Genomic DNA, 25,848 nt, shown 5'->3' on the forward strand with positions numbered 1-25,848 from the left:
CATGCCAAAGCGCACCGACCTAAAAACCATCCTGATCATCGGCGCTGGTCCGATCGTCATCGGCCAGGCCTGCGAGTTCGATTACTCCGGCGCGCAGGCGTGCAAGGCGCTGCGCGACGAGGGCTACCGGGTGGTGCTGGTCAACAGCAATCCGGCCACCATCATGACCGACCCGAACATGGCCGATGCCGTCTACATCGAGCCGATCAACTGGCAGACGGTCGAGAAGATCATTGCCAAGGAAAAGCCCGACGCCCTGCTGCCGACCATGGGCGGGCAGACCGCGCTGAACTGCGCGCTGGATCTGGCCGACCACGGCGTGCTGGAGAAGTACAACGTCGAGCTGATCGGCGCCAAGCGCGAAGCGATCCGCATGGCCGAAGACCGCGAGCTGTTCCGCGTGGCGATGGGCGAGATCGGCCTTGAATGTCCCAAGGCCGAAGTGGCGCACACGCTGGAAGAAGCGCTGGATATCCAGACCCGCGTCGGTTACCCGACCATCATCCGCCCCAGCTTCACCCTGGGCGGCAGCGGCGGCGGCATCGCCTACAACCGCGAAGAGCTGATCGAGATCGTCGGTCGCGGCCTGGAACTCTCGCCGACCACCGAAGTGCTGGTGGAAGAGTCGGTGCTGGGCTGGAAGGAATTCGAGATGGAAGTGGTGCGCGATACCGCGGACAACTGCATCATCGTCTGTGCCATCGAAAACCTCGACCCAATGGGCGTGCACACCGGCGACTCGATCACCGTGGCGCCGGCGCAGACGCTCACCGACAAGGAATACCAGCGCCTGCGCGATGCCTCGATCGCGGTGCTGCGCAAGATCGGCGTGGACACCGGCGGTTCCAACGTGCAGTTCGGCATCAGCCCGACCAATGGCCGCGTTGTCGTCATCGAAATGAACCCGCGCGTGTCGCGGTCCTCGGCGCTGGCCTCCAAGGCCACCGGCTTCCCGATCGCCAAGGTCGCCGCCAAGCTGGCGGTGGGCTATACGCTGGACGAATTGCGCAACGAGATCACCGGTGGGCTGACCCCGGCCTCGTTCGAGCCGTCGATCGATTACGTGGTCACCAAGATTCCGCGTTTTGCTTTCGAGAAGTTCCCGCAGGCCGACGCACGCCTGACCACGCAGATGAAGTCGGTGGGCGAGGTGATGGCGATGGGCCGCACCTTCCAGGAATCGCTGCAAAAGGCCTTGCGCGGCCTGGAAACCGGCAAGATCGGGCTGGACCCGACCGGCCTGGATCTGAGCAGCGAAGACGACATCGCCGCGCTCAAGCGCGAGCTCAAGGCACCGGGCCCGGAGCGTCTGTTCTATGTCGCCGATGCATTCCGCGCCGGCATGACGGTGGACGAGGTGTACGCGCTGTCGTTCATCGACCCCTGGTTCCTGGACCAGATCGAGGAACTGATCAGCCACGAACAGCAGCTGGCCGACGACGGCATGCCGGCACTGGATGCGGCGCGTCTGCGCATGCTCAAGCGCGCCGGTTTCTCCGATGCGCGTCTGGCCGAGCTGATCGGCAGCAACGAAGAATCGGTGCGCACGCTGCGCCGCGCGCTGAAGGTGCGCCCGGTGTACAAGCGCGTTGACTCGTGCGCGGCCGAGTTCGCCACCAGCACTGCATATCTGTATTCGACCTACGAGGACGAATGCGAAGCGCTGCCGACCGGTCGCGACAAGATCATGATCCTGGGCGGCGGGCCGAATCGCATTGGCCAGGGCATCGAGTTCGACTATTGCTGCGTGCATGCGGCGCTGGCGCTGCGCGATGATGGCTTTGAAACCATCATGGTCAACTGCAATCCGGAAACCGTCTCCACCGACTACGACACCTCCGACCGTCTGTACTTCGAGCCGCTGACGCTGGAAGACGTGCTGGAAATCGTCGAGCTGGAGCAGCCCAAGGGTGTGATCGTGCAGTACGGCGGCCAGACTCCGCTGAAGCTGGCGCGTGCGCTGGAAGCCAATGGCGTGCCGGTGATCGGCACCAGCCCAGATTCGATCGACCTGGCCGAAGACCGCGAGCGTTTCCAGCAGCTGGTCGACAAGCTGGGCCTGAAGCAGCCGCCGAACCGCATCGCCCGCAACGCCGACGAAGCCTTGGTGCTGGCGCGCGAGATCGGCTACCCGCTGGTGGTGCGCCCGAGCTACGTGCTGGGCGGCCGCGCGATGGAAATCGTCTACGGCGAATCCGACCTGGCACGCTATGTGCGCGATGCAGTGAAGGTCTCCAACGACTCGCCGGTGCTGCTGGACCGCTTCCTGGACAACGCGGTGGAAGTGGACGTGGACATCATTGCCGACAAGGACGGCAACGTGCTGATCGGCGGGGTGATGGAGCATATCGAAGAGGCCGGCGTGCATTCGGGCGATTCGTCGTGCTCGCTGCCGCCGTATTCGCTCTCGCCGCAGACCCAGGCCGAACTGCGTCGCCAGGTGGTGATGCTGGCCGAAGGCTTGAACGTGGTCGGCCTGATGAACACCCAGTTCGCGGTGCAGGTCAACGATGCCGGCGACGACATCGTCTATCTGCTCGAAGTGAATCCGCGCGCCTCGCGTACCGTACCGTTCGTGTCCAAGGCCATCGGCATGCCGCTGGCCAAGATCGCCGCCCGCTGCATGGCCGGCAAGACGCTGGCCGAGCAGGGCGCCACCAAGGAAATCGTGCCGGACTACTACTCGGTGAAGGAGGCGATCTTCCCGTTCGCCAAGTTCCAGGGCGTCGACCCGATCCTCGGGCCGGAAATGCGCTCCACCGGCGAGGTGATGGGCGTGGGCCGCAGCTTCAGTGCCGCGTTCGCTCGTGCGCAGGAAGCCGGCGGCATCAAGGCGCCGCCGGTGGGCAAGGCGTTCGTGTCGGTGCGCGACCCCGACAAGCAGCGCGTGTTGCCGGTGGCACAGGCGCTGGTGGAGCGTGGCTTCACCCTGGTGGCCACGCGCGGCACCGGTGCGTGGCTGCAGCAGAACGGGCTGAGCTGCGAGATCGTCAACAAGGTGGCCGAAGGCCGCCCGCATATCGTCGATTCGATCAAGAACGGCGAGATCGTCTATATCGTCAATACCACCGAAGGTCGCGCTGCCATCTCCGATTCGTTCTCGATCCGGCGTGAAGCGTTGCAGCATCGCGTGACCTATTCGACCACTGTCGCCGGCGCCAAGGCGCTGGTGCAATCGCTGGAATTCCGCGGCACCGGCCCCGTGTGGTCGCTGCAGGAACTGCACAAGGAGCTGGAAGCATGAGAGCACCCATGACGTTGAAGGGCGCGCAGCGCCTGCGCGAAGAGCTGGAGCAGTTGAAGTCGGTCAAGCGCCCGGAGGTGATCAACGCGATCGCCGAAGCGCGTGCGCACGGCGATTTGAAGGAAAACGCCGAGTACCATGCTGCGCGCGAGCAGCAGAGCTTCATCGAAGGCCGCATCAAGCAGCTGGAAAGCGAGCTCTCGCATGCCGAGATCATCGACATCACCAAGTTGTCGGCCGGCACCAAGATCGTGTTCGGCGCCACGGTGACGCTGGCAGATACCGAGACCGACGAAGAAAAGCGCTACCAGATCGTTGGCGACCTGGAAGCGGACATCAAGATGGGCCTGATCGCGATTTCCTCGCCGCTGGCGCGTGCGCTGATCGGCAAGCTGGAGGGCGATTCGGTCACCATCGATGCGCCGGCCGGCCAGCGCGAGTACGAAGTGGTCAGCGTCGCGTACCTGGACTGAGCGGCAATACCGCGCGATGACCACCGCCACGCTGCTGCTGCCGGAAAAACGCCGCCTGCCCGGAACCCTGGGCAATGCGCTGGTGGCGCGTGCCTTGGCGCGCGCCGACCAGCAGCAGGCCGTAAGTGGTGAGGTGGCGCAGCTGCAGCGCCATTTCACCCTGACCCCGGCGCATTGGCCGGTGGCTGCGTTGACCCGCCAGCTGGATGCGGGCGATGCCGCCGGCGCCACCTGGGTACGTGCCGACCCAGCCTATGTGGTGCCGGACATGCAGGGCGCCCGTCTGATGGGCTATGGCGAAGCGCTCGGTCCCACCGCCGAGGATGTGGCGGTGTTGCTGCCGCTCCTCAAGCCGATGTTCGGCGATGCCGGTTTCCTGCTCGACGCGCCCACGCCGTCGCGCTGGTATCTGCGGTTGTCCCCGGACGCGACGTTGCCGCATTTCGTGCCGCCGGATGTCGCAATCGGCGACGACCTGTTCGAGCATCTGCCGGCAGGCGATGCAGGCCGGCGCTGGCGTGCCTTGCTGACGGAGGCGCAGGTGCTGCTGCATCAGCATCCCTGGAACGAGGGCCGCGTGGCCAGCGGCAAGCCGGCGATCAATTCACTGTGGTTCTGGGGTGGCGGTGTGGTGCCGCGTGCAGTGACATCGCCGCATCGTCAGGTGCGCAGCCGCGAGTCGTTGCTGCGTGCGTTGGCGCTTGCCGCCGATGCCGATGCGCAGGGCGAACAGCGCGTGGATGCGCTGGTGGATCTGCGCCATCTGCGCTCATTGCAGCAGTTTGGCGACGAAGCGGTGGCACCGCTATTGGCGGCAATGGCGCGCGGCGAGCTGGATCGGCTGGTGCTGGATTTCCAGGACGGTGAAACGCTGTCGCTGGCACGCACGCAACGTTGGCGGTTCTGGCGAACGCCGCGCCTGCAGCTGGCGCAATGACGTCCAGCCCGCGGATCGTCCGGCGGCCTGCGGGGCCGGCCGGGCAATGGCCCGATGCCATGCTGCCGCTGCTGCGCCGTCTCTATGCCGCGCGCGGCGTGCGCGACGCGCAGGGCGCGCAGCCGCGCCTGGGGCAACTGCTGTCGCCGCAGCTGCTGCACAACAGCGATGTGGCCGCCAACCTGTTGGCCGATGCGATTGCACAGCAACGGCGCATCCTGGTGGTGGGCGATTTCGATTGCGATGGCGCCACCGCCTGCGCGGTGGGTGTGCGTGGTTTGCGCATGCTCGGGGCGCTGGATGTGCACCACGCCGTGCCCAATCGCATGGTGCATGGCTATGGCCTGTCGCCGGCCTTGGTCGACGAACTGGCCGCGCTGCAGCCGGATGTGCTGGTCACCGTCGATCACGGCATCGCCTGCCATGCCGGTGTGGCCGCAGCCAAGGCGCGCGGCTGGACGGTGCTGGTCACCGACCACCATCTGCCGGGGGAGGTGTTGCCGCCAGCCGATGCGATCGTCGACCCCAACCTGGCCGAAGACAGCTTTCCCAGCAAGACCCTGGCCGGGGTCGGCGTGATCTTCTACGTGTTGCTGGCCTTGCGCAGCACGCTGCGCGCACGCGGTGCATTTGCCGACCGCAGTGAACCCGATCTGTCGGTACTGCTGGATCTGGTAGCCGTCGGCACGGTGGCCGACCTGGTGCCGCTGGACACCAACAACCGTGCCCTGGTGTCGGCCGGCCTGCGTCGGTTGCGCGAAGGCAAGGGCTGCATCGGCCTGCGAGCGTTGATCGATGCCTGCGGCCGCGATGTGGCGCGGCTGAGCGCCAGCGATATCGGCTTTGCGCTCGGGCCACGTCTCAATGCGGCCGGTCGGCTCGAGGACATGGCACTGGGCATCGAGCTGCTGCTCAGCGAAGACTGGGGCCGCGCGCGCGAGATTGCTGGCACGCTGGAAGAAATCAATGCCGAGCGCCGTGCGGTGCAGCAGCTGATGACCGACGACGCCGAGCAGGCCGTCACCAAGGTGGTGCTGGATGCCGATGGTGCGTTGCCGATGGCCGCCTGCCTGTTCGATGCCGACTGGCACCCGGGCGTGATCGGCCTGGTCGCCTCCAAACTCAAGGACCGGCTGCACCGTCCGGTGATCGCGCTGGCGCCAGCGGAGCCGGGCAGCAGCCAGCTACGTGGCTCGGCGCGGTCGATCCCCGGCCTGCACATCCGCGATGTGCTGGCGGCGGTGGACGCGCGCCATCCTGGCCTGATCCAGAAGTTCGGTGGCCATGCGATGGCTGCCGGGCTGAGCATCGATCACGCGGCATTGGCCACCTTCGAACAGGCCTTTCAAGCACAGGTGCAGGCGATGGTGGACGCCTCGCTGCTGCATGCCGAATTGCACAGCGACGGCGAACTGGCCGCGCACGAACTCGATCACGTGCATGCCGAAGCGCTGCGCGTGGCCGGGCCGTGGGGGCAGGGTTTTCCCGAGCCCTTGTTCGATGGTCGGTTCGAAGTATTGCAATACCGTGTGCTCAAGGAGCGCCATCTCAAACTGACCTTGCGCTGCCCCGGCCGGCCCGAGCCGCTCAACGCCATCCACTTCAATGGCTGGCGCGGCAGCGAGCCCGCGCGCGTGGTGCGGCTGGCGTACCGTCTGGTCAGCGACGACTACCGCGGCGGCACGGCGGTGCAGTTGATCGTCGAACATTGCGAGCCGGCGTCGTTATCTGGGTGAGTGCGCCGCCGGGCCTGGGCGGCGTTGGCAATGCAACCTCCTACGGGCGCGGCATGCCGCAGTGGCGGGCATCGCTGCCAGTCATCACCCCACCAACGCAGGCGTCGTTGCAGGCGTGGCGGCCTGTGGTTCTCGCGCCGCCATGCCGAACAACGGCCGCAGCCAGCGCACGCGGCGGATCAGGTATTCGTGCAACAGCAGGCACCCCGCCACGGTGGCAAGCAGCACCAGCGCCGGCTCCAGCCAGGGGCCCAAGTGCAGCGGCGCCAGCCAGTACAGCGCCAGGATGATCAGGCTTTGATGCAGGATGTACCAGGGGAACACCGCCTGGGTGCAGTACGGCAGCCAGGCAAACGGGCGATTCAGACGCTGTCTTGCCCAGCCCAGCAGCGTGAGCAGGGCCAGCCAGGTATAGGCCGCACGGGCCAGTCGTTCCACCACGTCCCAGCGTACCGTTGCCAGCATGTCGGACAGCTGTGCAGGATCGAGCGTACGCCCCAGATGCCGGATGCCCAGCTCGAGCGTGATCGCCAGCAGCGCCGCGATCAGGGTCGGCCAGCGCAATTGCACCACCCAGTCCCAGAAGCGTGCGCGATGGGCCAGCACATACCCGAGCACGAACAGCGGAAACGATTCGGCATGCACGAACCAGTCGCCAACCAATGCGTGGGTCGGCGGATGGCGCGGCATCACCCACAGCACGCAGAAGGCTTCCCAGAGGATGGGGACGAGCAGCAGGGCCGGGCCCGCAATGGAGCTGGGCAGGCGCGGCAGGGTGACGGGCAAGGCGCGGCCCAGCGCAATCATCGCCATCAACACCAGGGTGTAGGGCAGCAGATAGGCCAGGTACCACAGGTGGTTCCAGGTGATCCCGTGCTCCCAGCCATCGAAGCTGCCGGCCGGCCACGGCCGCAGCTGCCAATAGCGCAGCAGAAAGCTGCCGAACCCGGGGACCACCTTGCCGTTGCTCACGCCCTGGCAGTAGGCCTGCACTGCCACCACGACGAACATGCCGAACACTAGTGGCGGCAGCAAGCGCCCGCAGCGCCGCCACGCGAACTGCCACGGCGCACGCTCGGCCCGCGCCAGGCCAATCGCCATGCCCGAGATCAGGAACAGCAGCGGCATCCGCCAGCGGTTGAGCGCAATCATCGGCGGCTGCAGCCAGTCGGTGGTGTAGGCGCTCTTCAGGTGGAAATCCCAGCCGGCCACATAGGCCATGCCTACGTGATAGAGGATCAGCAGGGCGAAGGCGAAGACGCGCAAGGCATCGATATCGTGGTGGCGCTCGGTCATGGTGCGGTCGGTAACGGAAGAAGTGGGTGCATCCTGCCCGCCGGCTCGCAAGGGCATAGGTGTCAGGGGTGGAAGTGCCCCGGCGCAGTGACCAGTTGTGCCGTCCCAGGGACGAATGGGGGCGGCGGGGGTGACGGTTTCGCCCCGTCGCGCAGGCCTCTATGATCGCCAGCTGCCAACTGCGGACGTGTGCAATGGAAACGACCGGGCCACGCCCGCCGACACCTAGGGACGGAGTGCGTCACTTCGCCACGCGCTGGGCGGTGACGATCTGGTTGCTGGTGTTCTACCTGAGTGCATTGGGCAACACGCTGAGCGCATGGCTGGCAGGGCGCCGCGATGGCGAGGCGATCGTGCTGTGGCAGGTGTTGAGCTGGGAGTTGAGCAGCGCCACCGCGGCGCTGTTGCTGTTGCCGGCAGTACTCTTTCTATGTGCCCGATGGCCGCTGGAGGCCGCTGCCTGGCGGCGGCGCCTGCCGGTGTATGCGGCGGCTGCGCTGGGATGGTGGTTGGCGCATGTGGCCGGCATGGTGGTGTTGCGTAAGTTGATTTACGCCCTGGCCGGTACCCATTACGACTTCGGGGGCGGGCTGCAGTGGATGTACGAGCTGTCCAAGGATCTGCGCACCTTTGCCCTGCTGGTGGCGTTGCAGCACACCTTGAGCTGGTACGCGCGGCGCCGCCAGGGCGAGGCGCATCTGCTTGCCGCGCCGGAGGAGGGGCCGCCAGTGGAGCCGTTGGACCGGCCGGAGCGCTTTCTGGTGCGCAAGCTCGGTCGGGATTTTTTGGTGGCTACCGCAGATATCGAATGGATCCAGGCCTCGGGCAACTACGTCAACCTGCGCGTGCGCGGGCATGACTACCCTCTGCGCAGCACCATGGCGGCGATCGAGGCCCGGCTGGACCCGGCCGTGTTCGTGCGCATCCACCGCAGCTATCTGGTCAATCTTGGGCAGGTGCAGGCCATCGAGCCGGCCGATTCGGGCGACGCGCGCGTGCACCTGCGCGACGCCACCGTGTTGCCCTGCAGTCGTAGCCATCTGGTCACGCTGCGCGCGCACGCCGGGCAGGCTGCGGCCGGGTCCAGGACCGAGCCACTGCCGGTGCGCTGACCGGCAATCTGGTTTAGGCAGGAAGATGCCCGGGAACGCACGGCGTGTCGCGCAGCGGTTCCGGCGTCGCGGGCCGGGCGTCGCAGCCGTTGCGACACTGGCGCGCAACGCTAGCGATATCGCACTGGTCGAGCGAGCGCGAGAGGGCAGGTGCGCGTCGCCGTCCCCGTTGCGCGGCATGGCCGGGCAGACGCCTCCGCGTTCCGCCGCCGCCGCCCGCTTGCTAAACTAACCAGCTTGTTTGCCGGAAGTCCGTCATGATCGAAACCAATCCGATCCGCCAGCGCATCACCGATCTCAACGATCGCGTGCTCTCGCTCAGGGGGTATCTTTGACTACGACGCCAAGAAAGAGCGTCTAGAGGAAGTCAGCCGGGAGCTGGAAAGCCCCGACGTATGGAACGACGCCGAACGTGCCCAGGCCCTGGGACGTGAGCGCTCCATGCTGGAAAAGACCGTCATCGGCATCGCCGACGTGCTGGCCGGCCTGACCGATGCCGGCGATCTGCTCGAGCTGGCCGACAGCGAGCAGGACGAAGACACCGCCGTGGCGGTGATCGCCGATCTGGACAAGTACCAGGCGCACGTGGAAAAGCTGGAATTCCAGCGCATGTTCTCCGGCCAGATGGACGGCGCCAACGCCTTCGTCGATATCCAGGCCGGCGCTGGCGGCACCGAGGCACAGGACTGGGCCGAAATCCTGCTGCGCATGTACCTGCGCTGGGCCGAGTCGCGCGGTTGGAAGACCGAGCTGATGGAAGTGTCCGGCGGTGAAGTGGCGGGCATCAAGTCGGCCACCGTGCGCATCGAAGGCGAGTACGCCTATGGCTGGCTCAAGACCGAAATCGGCGTGCACCGGCTGGTGCGCAAGTCGCCGTTCGATTCGGACAACCGCCGGCATACCAGCTTCACCTCGGTATTCGTATCGCCGGAGGTGGACGACAATATCGAGATCGACATCAACCCGGCCGATCTGCGCACCGACGTGTATCGCTCCTCCGGTGCCGGCGGTCAGCACGTCAACAAGACCGAATCGGCCGTGCGTATCACGCACATCCCGACCAATACGGTGGTCGCCTGCCAGACCGGCCGCAGCCAGCACCAGAACCGCGACAACGCGATGAAGATGCTGGCCGCCAAGCTGTACGAGCTGGAAGTGCAGAAGCGCAATGTCGAGCGCGACGCGCTGGAAGCGACCAAGTCCGACATCGGCTGGGGCAGCCAGATCCGCAACTACGTGCTCGATCAGAGCCGCATCAAGGATCTGCGCACCGGCATCGAGCGTAGCGACACGCAGAAAGTGCTGGACGGCGATCTGGACGAATTCGTCGAGGCCAGCCTGAAGGCGGGTCTGGCAGCGGGTTCCAAACGCCTGGATGCCTGATCGCGGTACGCCGTCGGCATCAAGCTGCCGGCGGCGCGGTATGACGAGGCGGCCTGTGCGCTATGTCCGGGTCGCACGACACCCGCGCTACGGCGGACGATCCAGTCGATCGTCCGCCGGTCATCGTCGCACTGTAAAAACAGGAGCCAGCGCTGCCGGCTCCTCACTCCCCACCGGGCACGCGCCCGACCTATCGCAGACCGATTCCCGCCATGACCGAACAGACCCCCGCGCCGCAACTTCCCGTCGACGAGAACAGCCTCATCGCCGAGCGTCGCGCGAAACTGGGCGCGTTGCGCGGCCAGGGCATCGCGTATCCGAACGACTTCGTGCGCGAACATTTCGCCGGTGATCTGCAAGCCGAATTCGCCGACGCGCAGACCTGGACCGCAGAGGCGCTGGAGGCCAGCGGGCGCACGGTGCGCATGGCCGGCCGCCTGATGGCCAAGCGGGTCATGGGCAAGGCCAGCTTTGCGCAGATTCAGGACGAATCCGGGCGTGTGCAGCTGTTCCTGCAGGGCAATGTGCTCGGCGATGCCTATACCGCCTTCAAGGGCTGGGATGTGGGCGACATCGTGGCAGTGGAGGGGGGGCTCACCCGCACCAAGACCGGCGAGCTGTCGGTCAAGGCCGGCGCGCTGCGCCTGCTGACCAAGTCGCTGCGCCCGCTGCCGGACAAGTGGCACGGCCTGTCGGACGTGGAGCAGCGCTACCGCCAGCGTTACGTCGACCTGATCGTGACCCCCGAGGCGCGCGAGGTCTTCATCAAGCGCTCCAAGATCATCCGCGCGATGCGTGCGTGGCTGGACGCGCGCCGCTTCCTGGAAGTGGAAACGCCGATGATGCATTACATCCCCGGTGGCGCCACGGCCAAGCCGTTCACCACCCACCACAACGCGCTGGACCTGAACCTGTACCTGCGCGTGGCCCCGGAGCTGTACCTCAAGCGCCTGGTGGTCGGTGGCCTGGAGCGCGTCTACGAGATCAACCGCAATTTCCGCAACGAAGGCGTGTCGACCCGGCACAACCCCGAGTTCACCATGCTCGAGCTCTACGAGGCCTACGCCACGTACCACGAGATCATGGATCTGACCGAGCAGGTCATCCGCGACACCGCACAGACGGTGCTGGGGACCACCCAGGTGAGCTGGGACGGCGCCGACATCGATCTGGCGCCGGCTTTCCGGCGCTGGCGCATGGATGAGGCCGTCCGTCACCACAACCCTGAGATCAGCGCCGCCGACTGCACCGACCGCGAGGCGCTGCTGCGCCACTGCGAGCGACTGAAGATCCGGGTCAAGCCGTCCTACGGCTGGGGCAAGCTGCTGCTGGAGATCTTCGAAGCCACCGTCGAACACACCCTGGTGCAGCCGACCTTCATCACCGACCATCCGGTCGAGGTGTCGCCGCTGGCGCGTTCCAGCGACACCGAGCCGGGGTACACCGATCGCTTCGAGCTCTTCATCAATGGCAAGGAGCTGGCCAACGGCTTCTCCGAGCTCAATGACCCCGAAGACCAGGCCGCACGCTTCCAGGCGCAGGTGCAGGCCAAGGACGGCGGCGACGACGAAGCCATGCATTTCGACGCCGATTACATCCGTGCGTTGGAGTACGGCATGGCGCCGACCGGGGGTCTGGGCATCGGTATCGACCGTCTGGTGATGCTGCTGACCGGCAGCACCTCGATCCGTGACGTCCTGCTGTTTCCGTACATGCGGCCGGAAGCCTGACTTTTTTGTGCCAAGCGCGTGCTCACGGCACAGATACTGCATATGCTAGGGCGGAGCCTCGAACGCCGTGACGTTCGGGGGAGTCGACAGAGGGGTCGACGTCATCGCTTTTCCGTTCTCGGGATAGAGGAGCAACGGCTATGCAGGATGTTTTAGGGAGTCCGGACGGCATCGTGTCGGCGGATACATGGGGAAGCTGGGCGGAAAAGGCGGATCTGGGATTGAACATCGTCATTGTCGATGACCAGATGTCTGCGCGGACGATGCTGCGCCATGTCATCGAGGACATCGCGCCGGAACTGAAGGTCTACGATTTCGGCGACCCGCTCGACGCGTTGGCATGGTGCGAGGCCGGGCGCGTGGACCTGTTGCTGCTCGACTACCGCATGCCGGGCATGGATGGTCTGGAGTTCGCGCGGCGGCTGCGCCGGCTGCCCAGTCATCGCGACATTCCAATCATCCTGATCACCATCGTCGGCGACGAGCCGATTCGCCAGGCAGCGCTGGAAGCCGGTGTGATCGACTTCCTGGTCAAGCCGATCCGCCCGCGCGAATTGCGCGCGCGGTGTTCCAACCTGCTGCAGCTGCGCCAGCAGAGCGAAAGCGTCAAGCAACGCGCGCTGTCGCTGGAGCAACGTCTGCTGGCCAGCATGAACGAGGTCGAGGAGCGCGAGCGCGAAACCTTGTCGCGGCTGGCGCGCGCCATCGAGTACCGCGATTCGGGCACCAGCGCGTTCCTGGAGCGCATGTCGCACGTTGCCGGCCTGATCGCCGAGCAACTGGGGTTGTCGGAAGAAGAAGTGCGCATCATCGAGATGGCCGCGCCGCTGCACGACATGGGCAAGATCGCCATTCCCGATGCGGTGCTGCTCAAGCCGGGCAAGCTCACCGACGACGAGATGAGCATCATGAAGCGCCACCCGCGGATCGGCTACGAGCTGCTCAGCGGCAGCCAGAACCGCTTCATCCAGGTCGGCGCCCTGATCGCGCTGCGCCACCACGAGCGCTACGACGGCACCGGCTATCCGGATGGACTGGTCGGCGAAGCGATTCCGCTGGAGGCGCGCATCGTGGCGGTGGCCGACGTGTTCGACGCCTTGCTGTCGCCGCGCCCGTACAAGGAAGCGTGGACGATGGATGCCGCGCTGGCCTATCTGTACGCGCAGCGCGGCCGCCTGTTCGATCCGCGCTGCGTGGATGCGTTGCTGCGCGGCCGTGCACAGCTTGACCAGATTTGCGGGGAATTCTCCACCGCATCGGCGCGACCCGGGGTGTGAGGTGAGGGCGGTGCTCGGCCAGCTGCGGGACCGGCTTGCGCGGTGTCCCGACAGCGAGCATGGTCAGGCGATGGTGCGCATCGTCATGATCCTGCTGATCCTGGCCTACACCCTGGCATTCGCCTCGCACTGGCAGTTACCCCGGCACCAACTGCAGCTGCTGCTGGGCATGATCGCAGTCGGGCAGGCCGGGGCGGTGCTGATCTTCGCGTGGATTGTGGTGAGGCCACGGCGCTCGCATCTGCGCCGCACGCTCGGCATGCTGGCCGACTATGGCCTGATCGGTCTGGCCATGACCTGGTTCGGCGCGCCGATGGCCTGCCTGTCCGTGGTATTGCTATGGGTCACCATCGGCAATGGCCTGCGCTTCGGCAGCCATGCCCTGCAGACGGCCACCGCAATGGGTGCGCTCAGTTTCGGTATGACACTTGCCAATAGTGTGTACTGGCAACAACAACTGGAGCTGGCGATCGCGCTATTGGGTGCGCTGGTCATCATTCCCATGTCATTGTTGCGTCTGCTACACGAGGGCGCGGACGCGTGCGTTGCGCCGTTGCCCCACAGGATCGGCGACGCGGCAGCGACGCACGAACGGATTCCCACACCAGCGACGCCACCGCGCGTCTGAGGCTCCTATGACGTCTCCCTTGCCATGGTTGAAACGACGCCTATCCGGGCGGGCGGATACGGAACACGCGCAAAACCTGATCCGCATCATCATCACCACGTTGTTCATTTCGTACCTGGGCTGGCGCTATCAGCACACCCATGGCGATACCTTGATGGCCACCTGGCTGATCCTGGTCGGCGAGCTGGTGGTGTCGCTGGGCCTGATGGTGGCCATCCTGTTGCGACCGCAGGTCTCGCATACGCGCCGCCTGATCGGCATGCTGCTGGACTACACCTGCACCGGCGCCATCATGGCGATCCAGGGCGAGCCGGCCTCGCCGCTGTACGCGGTGTGCATGTGGGTGACCATCGGTAATGGCCTGCGCTATGGCAGCAACTATCTGCGTGCGGCGACCGCGATGGGCAGCCTGTGCTTTCTCAGTGCGATCCTGATCTCGCCGTACTGGAAGGCCAATCCGTATCTCAGCTGGGGCCTGTGGCTGGGCCTGATCGCAGTGCCGCTGTATTTCGACTCGCTGCTGCGTGCGATGACCCGCGCCGTGCGCGAGGCGCGCCATGCCAACCAGGCCAAGAGCCGCTTCCTGGCCAACATGAGCCACGAGTTCCGCACCCCCCTCAACGGGTTGTCGGGCATGACCGAAGTGCTAGCGACCACGCGACTGGACGCGGAGCAGAAGGAATGCCTCAACACCATCCAGGCATCGGCGCGCAGCCTGCTGTCACTGGTGGAAGAGGTACTGGACATTTCGGCGATCGAAGCCGGCAAGATCCGGATCGATCAGCGCGATTTCTCGCTGCGCGAGCTGATCGGTTCGGTCAGCATGATCCTGCAGCCGCAGGCCAGGACGCGCGGGCTGGACTACGCCATGCAGGTGGCCGCCGACGTGCCGGACCTGCTCAAGGGCGATACCGGCCATCTGCGCCAGGTGCTGCTCAACCTGGTCGGCAATGCGGTCAAGTTCACCGAATACGGGCACGTGCTGCTGCGGGTCACGCGGCTCTCCCGCGGTGCCGAGCAGTCGGTGCGGCTGCGTTTCGAAGTCGAAGACAGTGGCATTGGCGTACCGCTGGACATGCGCCCGCGGCTGTTCGAGGCCTTCGAGCAGGCCGACGTCGGATTGTCGCGACGGTACGAGGGCACCGGGCTGGGCACCACGATCGCCAAGGGCCTGGTGGAGGCGATGGGCGGCAGCATCGGGTTCAGGGAGAACAAGCCCAGCGGTAGCGTGTTCTGGTTCGAGTTGCCGCTGGCGATCGGCGAGCCGTCCAGGGCCGCCCCCAGCCGCGCGGCGGCCAGTGCGCTGGAAGAGGTGTCTGACGAGCTGGAGGCCTCCAACGTCATCGCCTTCTCCAACCCGTTCCTGCGTCACCGCGCGCGCGTGCGCAGCATGCGCATGCTGGTGGCCGACGACCACGAAGCCAACCGCATGGTGCTGCAGCGCCTGCTGGAAAAGGCAGGGCACAAGGTGCTGTGCGTCAATGGCGCCGAGCAGGTGCTCGATGCCATGGCCGATGAAGACTTCGACGCAGTGATCGTGGATCTGCACATGCCGGGCATGAATGGCCTGGACATGCTCAAGCAGCTGCGGGTGATGCAGGCCGGCGGCATGCGCTACACGCCGGTGGTGGTGCTCAGCGCCGACGTGACGCCCGAAGCCATCCGCGGCTGCGAGCAGGCCGGTGCACGCGCCTTCCTGGCCAAGCCGGTGGTGGCGGCCAAACTGCTCGACACCCTGGCCGATCTGGCGGTCAGCACGCGTCCGTTGGCGAGCCCGGCCACCACGGTGCAGTTGCCGACCAGTTTCGAAGGCGTGCTGGATGCGAGCGTGCTGGACGAGCTGGCGGCATTGGGCATGGGCGACGAATTCGAACGTCAGTTCGTACGGCAATGCCTGGACGATGCGCAAAACTGCGTGGCTGCGATCGAGCGCGACGGCACGCGCTCGGACTGGGAGCAATTGCGCGAGAGCGCGCATGCGCTACGTGGCGTTGCCAGCAACCTGGGTCTGGCGCAGGTGGCCACCAACGGCGGCGAGCTGATGCGCATGGCCGATTGGCAGCTGCAGGCCGAATGGCGGCAGCGGCTGTCCGTGCTGCGTGAGCAATTGACGGCCGGCAAGGATGCACTCGACGCACGCGTGCGAGGCGTCAAGGACGACGAGTGCTCCCCCCGTAGTAGCGAATAGACCGCCGCCGCATCAGCCCGCGTCGAGCCCGGAGCGCCGCGACTGCGCGCGCACCAGGCGGTCCATCGTGCGCAGCGATTTCTCGCCGAGCTGCATCGCCGTGTCGACCCAGATCTCGGTGATGCGCATCATCTCCTCCAGCGGCACGGCGGTGGTCATCTCGCGCACCTGCTGCATCGCCGCCCAGGCGTGCGGGGTGCGCTTGCTCTCGCGGATGACCTGTTCCACCGCGGCGACACCCTGGCCGCGCGGCACCACGCGGTCCACCAGCCCCATGCCGAGCAGTTCCTCGGCCGAATACAGATTGCCTTCGAGCATGATCTTCTGCGCCAGCTGCGCGCTGATGCGCTGGCACATGAAGGAATAGGCGCCCATGCCCGGGAACAGGTCGAACAGCACTTCGGGCAGCCCCATCATCACGCCTTCCTCGGCAATGATGGTGTGGCAGCTCAGCGCCGCTTCGAAGCCACCGCCCAGCGCATTGCCCTGGACAAGTGCGATGGTGTGCGCACGCGCGCCCAGGCCGACGTGGAAGGCATGCACGCCGCGCACGCAGCGCTGCGCGTAGTCGAGCAGGCGCGCGCGGTCGCCTTCGCGAATCAGCTGGCAGAACAGGGCCAGGTCACCGCCGAGATTGAATACGTCGCTGTCCGAGGCCAGCACCACGTGCGGCGCCAGGACGCCGGCGGTGGTGAGGCGCTGGCCCAGGTTGGTCTGATAGCCGGTGATGTCGTCGACCAGGCGCGTCGAAAAGCAGGCGCGCCCCGGGTTGATGGCCAGGTCGGCATGCATATGGATCCAGTACACGTCACGCTGCGGTTCTTCGATGATGCGGAGGGTGGAGCCGATATTGGTGCGAATGAAGGGTTGAACTGCAGACATGGTGATTCTCCGTGAAGACCGTCCGGCCGGCTGCCTTGCGGACGGAGAAAAGGGTGAACGCCTGAGCGTGCGCCGACATCCGATTCTATGCGTGCAAAAGCGAACGCCCGCAAGGCCTTGCGGCGTTGCGGGCGTGCCTGGAGGCTGAACGCCCCGGTCGATCACGGTGCTGCGGGCTTATGCCTTGGGCGCATCCCGCAGTTCGCGGCGCAGGATCTTGCCGACATTGGTTTTCGGCAGTTCCTTGCGGAACTCGATCACCCTGGGCTGCTTGTAGCCGGTCAGGTTGGCACGGCAATGCGCCTTCACGTCCTCGGCGGTCAGGGCGGGGTCCTTCTTCACGATCACGGCCTTGACGATTTCGCCGGATTTTTCATCCGGCACGCCGACCGCTGCCACTTCCAGCACGCCGGGCAGGGTGGCGATCACGTCTTCGATCTCGTTCGGGTAGACGTTGAAACCGGACACCAGAATCATGTCCTTCTTGCGGTCGACGATGTAGACAAAGCCACGTTCGTCCATGCGCGCGATGTCGCCGGTGTGCAGCCAGCCGTCGTCGTCCATCACCTTGGCGGTTTCGTCGGGCTTCTTCCAATAGCCCTTCATCACCTGCGGACCCTTGATGCACAACTCGCCGATCTCGCCGACCGGCAGCGCCACGCCGGCGTCGTCCTTGATGCAGGCATCGGTGGACGGAATCGGCAGGCCGATCGCGCCGTTGTAGTCCTTCAGGTCCATCGGGTTGATGCAGGCGGCCGGCGAGGTTTCGGTCAGGCCATAGGCCTCGACCAGGGTCAGCCCGGTCACTTTCTTCCAACGTTCGGCCACCGAGCGCTGTACGGCCATGCCGCCGCCCAGGGTCATCTTGAGCGAGGAAAAATCGACCTGATCGAAGCCGGGCGTATTGAGCAGTCCGTTGAACAGCGTGTTGACGCCGGTGAAGGCGGTGAAGCGGGTCTTCTTCAGTTCCTTGACGAAGCCGGGCATGTCGCGCGGATTGCTGATCAGGTGATTGCAGCCGCCGATCTTCATGAAGACCAGGCCGTTCGCCGTCAAGGCGAAGATGTGGTACAGCGGCAGCGCGGTGATGACCACCTCGTTGCCTTCCTCCATCTTGCCGGTGCCGGCCAGCCACTGGTGCGCCTGCTGCATGTTGGCCACCAGGTTGCGGTGGGTCAGCATCGCGCCCTTGGCCACGCCGGTGGTGCCGCCGGTGTATTGCAGGAACGCGATGTCGTCCGCCTCGATCTGCAGGGTCGGTACCTTGTGCTTGCGGCCCAGCGCCAGCGCCTCGCGGAAGCGGATCGCGCCCTTGATGCGGTACTCCGGCACCAGTTTCTTGACGTACTTGACGACGAAGTTGACCAGCGCGCCCTTCGGAAAGCCAAGCATGTCGCCCAGGCCGGTGGTGATCACCTGCCTGACCTGCGTGTCGGCGATGACCTGCTGCACGGTGGTGCCGAAGTTGTCGATGACCACCAGCACGCTGGCACCGGAGTCGATCAGCTGATGCTTCAACTCACGCGGTGTGTAGAGCGGATTGACGTTCACCACGGTCAGGCCGGCACGCAGGATGCCGAAGGTGGCGATCGGGTACTGCAGGCAGTTGGGCATCATCAGGGCGACGCGGTCGCCTTTCTTGAGCTGCAGCTCGCCCAGCAGATAGGCAGCAAACTGGTCGACCAGCTGATCGGCCTGCCGGTAGGTGATGGTCTTGCCGAAGCTGTGATACGCAGGACGATCGGCAAAGCGGCTGACCGAGGTCGCAAACACCTCGGCGACGGTGCGGAACTGCTCCAGATCGATCTCGGCGGCGACGCCGGCCGGATAACTTTGCAACCAAGGACGTGCCTGATTCATCTGCCCCCCTCCAGGGTGTTCTCGACGCGCCGCAGTGTGTTCCACGGCGTGACAACAACTGGCAGCATACCGTCATGAATGGAAAAGGCGAAGCGTGATGCAGGGCAGGATTCACTGGCGGCAGTGGCTGTTGGTGCTTGCGGGGACCGTGCTGCTTTGTGGATGTGCACGTCCTGCGCCAGAGCAGCGCGTTCGGCAACGCGTGGCGCAGATGCAGGCGGCAATCGAGGCACGCGATGTCGGCGAGGCGATGCAGCCGGTGGCGGCCGATTTCGTGGGTGAGCAGGGCCTGGACACGGCCGGCCTGCGTCGCATGCTGCAACTGCAGTTGCTGGGCAACCGCAAGATCGGCCTCACCCTGGGGCCGATGGACGTGCGACTGCAAGGCACGACGGCGACCGCCAGCTTCACCGCGTTGGTCACCGGGGGCGATGGGCGCTGGGTGCCCGAGCAGGCGCAGACCTACCAGGTGACGACCGGATGGCGCCTGCAGGACGGCGACTGGCAGCTCTATCACGCGCAATGGGCACCGGCCGACCGGTAAGCCTGCTGTGCGTGTGCAGCATGACGCCACACGTTGCCGCCAGCGCCGTCGTCATCGCGCGTTGGCGCCTGCGTCGCGTCCGCTGCCTGGGCGGGCGTCAGCGAAGGGGTGCGTCGTTGGCGCCGATGCCCAGCGCTGCCTGCATGCCGATGCAGGGCCGTGCGCGGGCGCCCAAGCGCGTTGGGTATGACTGGCGACTGCAGTAAACGGAGCAGGTGTCGCCGGGCGCGCGAATGCGCCGACGCCGGAGTGGGCCAACCCCAGAGACGACATTCCCGCCAGCAGGCGGGAATGTCGGGGGCAACACGCGCTGGAAGGGGCGTTACGCCGCCTTGCGCGCAGCCAGTTGACGCAGCACGTACTGCAGCAGGCCGCCGTGCTTGAAGTACTCCACTTCCTTGGGCGTGAGCAGCAGCACCTTGACCTGGAACTGCTTGACGCTGCCATCGGACTTTCTCGCATCCACGGTGGCACGGCGGCTGGCGCCGTCCTGCAGGCCGGTGATGTCCAGCACTTCCGAACCATCCAGGCCCAGCGTCTGGGCGTTTTCGTTTTCCAGGAACTGCAGCGGCAGCACGCCCATGCCGACCAGGTTGGAGCGATGGATGCGCTCGAAGCTCTCGGCAATCACTGCCTTGACCCCAAGCAGGTTGGTGCCCTTGGCCGCCCAGTCGCGCGAGGAGCCGGTGCCGTATTCCTTACCGGCCAGCACCACCAGCGGCACGCCATCGGCCTTGTACTTCACCGCCGCATCGTAGATCGCCAGCTTTTCCGGCTGGCCACCATCGGCGGGGTAGTACAGCGTGTTGCCGCCTTCTTCGCCACCGAACATCAGGTTCTTGATGCGGATGTTGGCGAAGGTGCCGCGCACCATCACATCGTCGTTGCCGCGGCGGCTGCCGTAGCTGTTGAAGTCGGCCGGCTGCACGCCACGTTCCTGCAGGAAGCGGCCCGCCGGCGAATCCTTCTTGATGTTGCCGGCCGGGGAGATGTGGTCGGTGGTGATCGAGTCGCCGAACAGGCCCATGATGCGTGCGCCGTGCACGTCGTCCACGTTGCCCACCTGCATGGTCATGCCGTCGAAGTAGGGCGGGTTCTTGATGTAGGTGGACGCGGCGTCCCACTCGTACAAGGCACCATCGGGGGAGGCAATCGTGTTCCAGCGCGTGTCGCCCTTGAACACGTCGGCGTAGTTCTGCTTGAACATCTCCGGGCCGACGGTGGCGGCGATGGTGTCGCCGATTTCCTTGTTGCTCGGCCAGATGTCGTGCAGGTACACCGGCTGCCCGTCGCTGCCGGTGCCCAGCGGCTCGGTGGTGAGGTCGATATCGGTGGTGCCGGCGATCGCGTAGGCCACCACCAGCGGCGGCGAAGCGAGGTAGTTCATCTTGACCTCGGGATGCACGCGGCCTTCGAAGTTGCGGTTGCCCGACAACACCGATGCCACCACCAGATCGTCCTTGGCGATCGCTGCAGACACATCTTCCGGCAGCGGGCCGGAGTTGCCGATGCAGGTGGTGCAGCCATAGCCCACCACGTAGAAGCCGAGTTTTTCCAGGTCGGCAAGCACGCCGGCCTTGCTCAGGTAATCGGTGACCACGCGCGAGCCCGGCCCGAGCGAGGTCTTCACCCACGGCTGCGCCTTCAGCCCCTTGGCCGCCGCGTTACGCGCGAGCAGGCCGGCGCCCAGCATCACTGCCGGATTGGAGGTGTTGGTGCACGAGGTGATGGCGGCGATAACCACCGAACCATCGCGCAGCTGCCAGCCGGCGCCGCTGTCGCTGGCATGCTCGGCCTGCGCAGCCTTGGCGCCGACCGCGGTGCCACCGCCGCCTTCGTTCTTCAGGCGGTCTTCCTGTTTGAGATCGGTCAACTTCTTGCTGCGTGCCTCGGCGAACGGCTTGAGGCTTTCGCGAAAGTTGGACTGCATGTCTTCCAGCAGCACGCGGTCCTGCGGGCGCTTGGGGCCGGCCAGAGACGGTTTGACCTCGGCCATGTCCAGCTCCAGGGTGGCGCTGTACTGGGCGGGCGGGGTGTTGGCGTCGTGCCACAGGCCTTGCGCCTTGGCATAGGCTTCCACCAGCGCGATCTGCTCCTCGCTGCGGCCGGACAGGCGCAGGTAGGTCAGCGATTCCTCGTCCACCGGGAAGATGCCGCAGGTGGCGCCGTATTCCGGTGCCATGTTGCCGATGGTGGCGCGGTCGGCCAGCGGCAGGTGCTGCAGGCCTTCGCCGTAGAACTCGACGAATTTGCCGACCACGCCGGCCTTGCGCAGCATCTGGGTGACGGTGAGCACCAGATCGGTGGCGGTGGCGCCTTCGGGCAGCTTGCCGCTGAGCTTGAAGCCCACCACCTGCGGAATCAGCATCGACGAGGGCTGGCCCAGCATCGCGGCCTCGGCCTCGATGCCGCCCACGCCCCAGCCCAGCACGCCGATGCCATTGATCATGGTGGTGTGGCTGTCGGTGCCGAACACGGTGTCGGGATAGGCGATCCGGGTGCCGTCCTTGTCGGCGCTCATCACCACACGCGCGAGATTTTCCAGGTTCACCTGGTGGACGATGCCGGTATTGGGCGGCACCACCTTGAAGTTTTCGAAGGCCTTCTGGCCCCAGCGCAGGAAGCCGTAGCGTTCCTGGTTGCGCTGGAATTCGATCTTGCCATTGAGGTCGAGCGCATCGGGCTTGCCGAACACGTCCACCTGCACCGAGTGGTCGATGACCAGTTCGGAGGGGATCTGCGGGTTGATCTGGTCGGCGTTGCCGCCCAGCTTGACCACCGCGTCGCGCATTGCCGCCAGGTCGACCACGCAGGGCACGCCGGTGAAATCCTGCAGCACCACGCGCGCGGGCATGAAGGCGATTTCGATATCGGGTTCTGCCTTGGGGTCCCACTTGGCGACCGCTTCGATATGGTCCTTGCCGACGGTCACGCCACCGTCTTCGTGCCGGAGCAGATTCTCCAGCAGGATCTTCATCGAGTAGGGCAGGTGGCCGATGTCGAAGCGTTCGCCCAGCTTCGGCAGGCTGTAGTACTCGTAGCGTTTGCCGTGGACCTCAAGCGAGGTGCGAGTGGAAAAGGAATCGCTCATGCGTCACTCCTATGGCGTCTAAGGCTTTAGGTAGGCACATAGTCTGAGCGATTCAGTGTGTACGCACGGTGTGTCCGGGGCGATCTGCAAGCTTGAGTACGACATCGCAAGTACGTATCATATGTGCATACTTTCTGGAGCATGCTCATGGAAGCCACCGTTGCCGAACGCGGACAGATCACCCTGCCCAAGGCCGTGCGCGACGCCCTGGGCCTGACCAAGGGCACCACGCTGAAGATCGAGCTCGACGGCGGGCGCATCATCCTGCGCAAGGACGTCAGCGAGGCGCTGCGCAAGGTGCGCGGCAAGTTCAAGCTGGTCGACGGCCTGACCAGCACCGACGAGGCCATGCGCGCCATCCGTGGCCGCGCCCCCGGGGACCCGTTCGACCCATGATCGCCCTGGATTCCTCGGTGCTGCTCGATATCTTGATCGGCGACCCGGTCTACGGCGAGGTGTCGGAGATCTGCATCGGCGATGCGCTGGCACGCGACGAGGTGGTGGTCTGCGATGCGGTGGTGGCCGAAGTGCTGGCCATGCTCGACACCCAGGTCGACCTGATGGAGACATTGGCCTCGATCGGCGTGCGTTACGAAGCCACCCAGGAAGCGGCAGCGGTGCGCGCCGGCCACATGAACAAGCGGTTTCGCGCGCGCGGCGGCAAACGCGAGCGGGTGGTGGCGGATTTTTTGATCGGCGCCCACGCGATGCTCCAGTGCGACGGCTTGATTACCCGCGACGAGGGCTTTTTCCGCGACTACTTCAAGGGTTTGAAGATCACCGTGCCCAAACCCGTTGCCTGATCCACGTCTTCTGATCCACGTCTGACGTTTTTACACATTCACTGCTGTCCTTTTGGAGAACCCGCATGTTGGAAGCCTACCGCCACCACGTTGCAGAGCGCGCCGCGCTCGGTATCCCGCCGCTGCCGCTGACCGCGCAGCAGACTGCCGAAGTCATCGAGCTGTTGAAGGCACCGCCGGCGGGCGAAGAGCAGTTCCTGGTCGAACTGCTCAGCCAGCGCGTGCCGGCCGGCGTCGACGACGCGGCCAAGGTCAAGGCCTCGTACCTGGCCGCGGTCGCCTTCGGCACCGAAAAAACGGCACTGATCAGCCCCACGCGTGCCACCGAGCTGCTCGGCACCATGCTGGGCGGCTACAACATCCAGCCGCTGATCGACCTGCTGGACAACGCCGAGCTGGGCGCCACCGCGGCCGACGCGCTCAAGCACACCTTGCTGGTGTTCGACGCCTTCCACGACGTGCAGGAAAAGGCCGAAGCCGGCAACGCGCACGCCAAGGCCGTGCTGCAGAGCTGGGCCGATGCCGAGTGGTTCACCAGCAAGCCGGAAGTGCCGCAGAGCATGACCGTCACCGTGTTCAAGGTGCCGGGCGAAACCAACACCGACGACCTGTCGCCGGCACCGGATGCCACCACCCGTCCGGACATCCCGCTGCATGCGCTGGCGATGCTGAAGAACAAGCGCGACGGCGCGGCGTTCGAGCCGGAAGAAGACGGCAAGCGCGGCCCGATCCAGGCCATTGCCGACCTCAAGGACAAGGGTCACCTGGTGGCCTATGTGGGCGACGTGGTCGGTACCGGTTCCTCGCGCAAGTCGGCGACCAACTCGGTGCTGTGGTGGACCGGCGAAGACATTCCGTACATCCCGAACAAGCGCTTCGGCGGCGTGTGCCTGGGTAGCAAGATCGCGCCGATCTTCTACAACACCATGGAAGACGCCGGCGCACTGCCGATCGAGCTGGACGTGTCGCAGATGGAGCATGGCGATGTGGTCGAGCTGCGTCCTTACGATGGCAAGGCGCTGAAGAACGGTCAGGTGATTGCCGAGTTCGCGATGAAGTCCGACGTGCTGTTCGACGAAGTGCGTGCCGGTGGCCGTATTCCGCTGATCGTCGGTCGCGGCCTCACCGCCAAGGCGCGTGAATTCCTCGGCCTGCCGGCGTCGGACCTGTTCCGCCTGCCGATGGACCCACCGGACACCGGCAAGGGTTTCTCGCTGGCGCAGAAGATGGTCGGCCGCGCCTGTGGCCTGCCGGAAGGCCAGGGCATGCGCCCGGGCACCTATTGCGAACCGAAGATGACCTCGGTGGGCTCGCAGGACACCACCGGCCCGATGACCCGCGACGAGCTGAAGGACCTGGCCTGCCTGGGCTTCTCCTCGGACCTGGTGATGCAGTCGTTCTGCCACACCGCGGCCTACCCGAAGCCGGTGGACGTCAAGACCCACCACACCCTGCCGGAATTCATCTCCACCCGTGGCGGCGTGTCGCTGCGTCCGGGCGATGGCGTGATCCACAGCTGGCTCAACCGCATGCTGCTGCCCGACACCGTGGGCACCGGCGGCGACTCGCATACCCGTTTCCCGATCGGTATTTCGTTCCCGGCCGGCTCCGGCCTGGTGGCCTTCGCGGCCGCCACCGGCGTGATGCCGCTGGACATGCCCGAGAGCGTGCTGGTGCGCTTCAAGGGTGAGATGCAGCCGGGCGTGACCCTGCGCGACCTGGTCAACGCGATCCCGCTGTATGCAATCAAGGACGGTCTGCTGACCGTGGCCAAGCAGGGCAAGAAGAACATCTTCTCCGGCCGCATCCTGGAAATCGAAGGGCTGCCGAACCTGAAGGTGGAGCAGGCCTTCGAACTGTCCGACGCCTCGGCCGAGCGTTCGGCGGCCGGTTGCACCGTGCACCTGGACAAGGCGCCGATCATCGAGTACCTGACCAGCAACATCACCCTGCTGCGCTGGATGATTGCCGAAGGCTATGCCGATGCGCGCACGCTGGGCCGCCGCATCAAGAAGATGGAAGAGTGGCTGGCCGACCCTCAGCTGCTGCAGCCCGATGCCGATGCCGAATACGCCGCGGTCATCGAAATCGACCTGGCCGATATCCACGAGCCGATCGTGGCGTGCCCGAACGACCCGGACGACGTCAAGACGCTGTCCGAGGTGGCCGGTGCGGCGATCGACGAGGTGTTCATCGGTTCGTGCATGACCAACATCGGGCACTTCCGTGCCGCCGCCAAGTTGCTGGAAGGCAAGCGCGACATCCCGACCCGGTTGTGGGTGGCACCGCCGACCAAGATGGACGCCTCCGAGCTCACCAAGGAAGGCCATTACGGCACCTTCGGCGCAGCCGGCGCACGCATGGAAATGCCCGGCTGCTCGCTGTGCATGGGCAACCAGGCGCAGGCACGCGAGGGCGCCACGGTGTTCTCCACCTCCACGCGTAACTTCCCCAACCGCCTGGGCCGCAACACCAATGTGTACCTGGGCTCGGCGGAGCTGGCGGCGATCTGCTCGCGTCTTGGCCGGATTCCGACCAAGGAGGAGTACATGGCCGACGTGGGCGTGATCAAGACCAGTGGCGAGCAGATCTACCGCTACATGAACTTCGATCAGATCCAGGAGTATCAGGGCGTTGCGGAGACCGTCGCGGCCTGATGCCGTC

18 protein-coding genes are annotated in these 25,848 nt (G+C 65.7%); 14 read left to right on the top strand and 4 right to left on the bottom strand.

The window, feature by feature from the left end; all coding sequences use genetic code 11:
* The first annotated feature begins 1 nt into the window (after window position 1).
* From carB to recJ, 4 genes are read left to right on the top strand one after another with little or no spacing between them, the layout of a single operon-like run.
* Complete coding sequence (gene carB / locus ACCQ12_RS09305; protein ID WP_372383441.1) at window positions 2-3,244, top strand: carbamoyl-phosphate synthase large subunit; 3,243 nt, start codon at window positions 2-4, stop codon at window positions 3,242-3,244.
* A gap of 8 nt (window positions 3,245-3,252) precedes the next feature.
* Window positions 3,253-3,717 carry a transcription elongation factor GreA gene (gene greA / locus ACCQ12_RS09310; RefSeq protein ID WP_184442499.1) on the top strand — a complete coding sequence of 155 codons (465 nt, stop codon included), beginning with the start codon at window positions 3,253-3,255 and terminating at the stop codon, window positions 3,715-3,717.
* A gap of 16 nt (window positions 3,718-3,733) precedes the next feature.
* Entirely contained in the window at window positions 3,734-4,654 is a 921-nt protein-coding gene (locus ACCQ12_RS09315; protein WP_184442463.1) for a phosphoglycerate mutase, read from the top strand.
* Entirely contained in the window at window positions 4,651-6,390 is a 1,740-nt protein-coding gene (gene recJ, locus ACCQ12_RS09320) for a single-stranded-DNA-specific exonuclease RecJ (RefSeq protein ID WP_372383442.1), read from the top strand. Before ACCQ12_RS09315 ends, recJ begins: the two co-directional genes overlap by 4 nt.
* 84 nt (window positions 6,391-6,474) lie before the next feature.
* Here the strand turns inward: recJ and ACCQ12_RS09325 are convergent, their stop codons facing one another.
* Window positions 6,475-7,686 carry an acyltransferase family protein gene (locus ACCQ12_RS09325; protein WP_372383443.1) on the bottom strand — a complete coding sequence of 404 codons (1,212 nt, stop codon included), beginning with the start codon at window positions 7,684-7,686 and terminating at the stop codon, window positions 6,475-6,477.
* 161 nt (window positions 7,687-7,847) lie between these two features.
* Here ACCQ12_RS09325 and ACCQ12_RS09330 point away from each other — a divergent pair, with 161 nt between their 5' ends.
* The 6 genes from ACCQ12_RS09330 (at window position 7,848) to rpfC (ending at window position 16,004) form a co-directional block, all read left to right on the top strand.
* Complete coding sequence (locus ACCQ12_RS09330) at window positions 7,848-8,798, top strand: LytTR family DNA-binding domain-containing protein (protein ID WP_179455284.1); 951 nt, start codon at window positions 7,848-7,850, stop codon at window positions 8,796-8,798.
* Window positions 8,799-9,055: 257 nt separating this feature from the next.
* A protein-coding gene (gene prfB, locus ACCQ12_RS09335; protein WP_104581439.1) for a peptide chain release factor 2 occupies window positions 9,056-10,181 on the top strand; the annotation gives its coding sequence in 2 pieces (ribosomal slippage) (window positions 9,056-9,130 and window positions 9,132-10,181; 1,125 coding nt in all).
* A gap of 212 nt (window positions 10,182-10,393) precedes the next feature.
* Window positions 10,394-11,911, top strand: a complete 1,518-nt coding sequence (gene lysS, locus ACCQ12_RS09340; RefSeq protein WP_355608867.1) for a lysine--tRNA ligase — start codon at window positions 10,394-10,396, stop codon at window positions 11,909-11,911.
* A 140-nt stretch (window positions 11,912-12,051) separates the two neighbouring features.
* Complete coding sequence (gene rpfG / locus ACCQ12_RS09345; RefSeq protein WP_047696230.1) at window positions 12,052-13,188, top strand: cyclic di-GMP phosphodiesterase response regulator RpfG; 1,137 nt, start codon at window positions 12,052-12,054, stop codon at window positions 13,186-13,188.
* Between the two features lie 10 nt (window positions 13,189-13,198).
* Complete coding sequence (locus ACCQ12_RS09350) at window positions 13,199-13,816, top strand: RpfH protein (RefSeq protein ID WP_166745185.1); 618 nt, start codon at window positions 13,199-13,201, stop codon at window positions 13,814-13,816.
* 7 nt (window positions 13,817-13,823) lie between these two features.
* Window positions 13,824-16,004: a sensor histidine kinase RpfC gene (rpfC, locus tag ACCQ12_RS09355; protein WP_372383444.1), complete on the top strand. Its 2,181-nt coding sequence runs from the start codon at window positions 13,824-13,826 to the stop codon at window positions 16,002-16,004.
* Window positions 16,005-16,016: 12 nt separating this feature from the next.
* On the opposite strand, the gene rpfF is transcribed toward rpfC, so the two are convergent.
* Window positions 16,017-16,886 (bottom strand): diffusible signal factor synthase RpfF, encoded by an 870-nt coding sequence (rpfF, locus tag ACCQ12_RS09360; protein ID WP_372383445.1) that lies wholly within the window; start codon window positions 16,884-16,886, stop codon window positions 16,017-16,019.
* A gap of 177 nt (window positions 16,887-17,063) precedes the next feature.
* Entirely contained in the window at window positions 17,064-18,746 is a 1,683-nt protein-coding gene (rpfB, locus tag ACCQ12_RS09365; RefSeq protein WP_039408135.1) for a fatty acyl-CoA ligase RpfB, read from the bottom strand.
* 97 nt (window positions 18,747-18,843) lie between these two features.
* Here rpfB and ACCQ12_RS09370 point away from each other — a divergent pair, with 97 nt between their 5' ends.
* The gene (locus tag ACCQ12_RS09370; protein WP_372383446.1) at window positions 18,844-19,290 is read left to right on the top strand and encodes a nuclear transport factor 2 family protein; all 447 of its coding nucleotides are present in this window, start codon (window positions 18,844-18,846) and stop codon (window positions 19,288-19,290) included.
* Between the two features lie 322 nt (window positions 19,291-19,612).
* Here ACCQ12_RS09370 and acnA read toward each other — a convergent pair whose 3' ends face one another.
* Complete coding sequence (gene acnA / locus ACCQ12_RS09375; RefSeq protein ID WP_372383447.1) at window positions 19,613-22,381, bottom strand: aconitate hydratase AcnA; 2,769 nt, start codon at window positions 22,379-22,381, stop codon at window positions 19,613-19,615.
* 147 nt (window positions 22,382-22,528) lie between these two features.
* On the opposite strand from acnA, the gene ACCQ12_RS09380 reads away from it, so the two are divergent.
* The 3 genes from ACCQ12_RS09380 (at window position 22,529) to acnB (ending at window position 25,841) form a co-directional block, all read left to right on the top strand.
* Complete coding sequence (locus ACCQ12_RS09380) at window positions 22,529-22,777, top strand: AbrB/MazE/SpoVT family DNA-binding domain-containing protein (protein WP_016903180.1); 249 nt, start codon at window positions 22,529-22,531, stop codon at window positions 22,775-22,777.
* Entirely contained in the window at window positions 22,774-23,184 is a 411-nt protein-coding gene (locus ACCQ12_RS09385; RefSeq protein ID WP_011259444.1) for a type II toxin-antitoxin system VapC family toxin, read from the top strand. Before ACCQ12_RS09380 ends, ACCQ12_RS09385 begins: the two co-directional genes overlap by 4 nt.
* 65 nt (window positions 23,185-23,249) lie before the next feature.
* The gene (gene acnB, locus ACCQ12_RS09390; protein WP_372383448.1) at window positions 23,250-25,841 is read left to right on the top strand and encodes a bifunctional aconitate hydratase 2/2-methylisocitrate dehydratase; all 2,592 of its coding nucleotides are present in this window, start codon (window positions 23,250-23,252) and stop codon (window positions 25,839-25,841) included.
* The last annotated feature ends 7 nt before the right edge of the window (window positions 25,842-25,848 follow it).

This window comes from Xanthomonas sp. NCPPB 1068, from assembly GCF_041479385.2.
Taxonomy (GTDB): domain Bacteria; phylum Pseudomonadota; class Gammaproteobacteria; order Xanthomonadales; family Xanthomonadaceae; genus Xanthomonas; species Xanthomonas cannabis.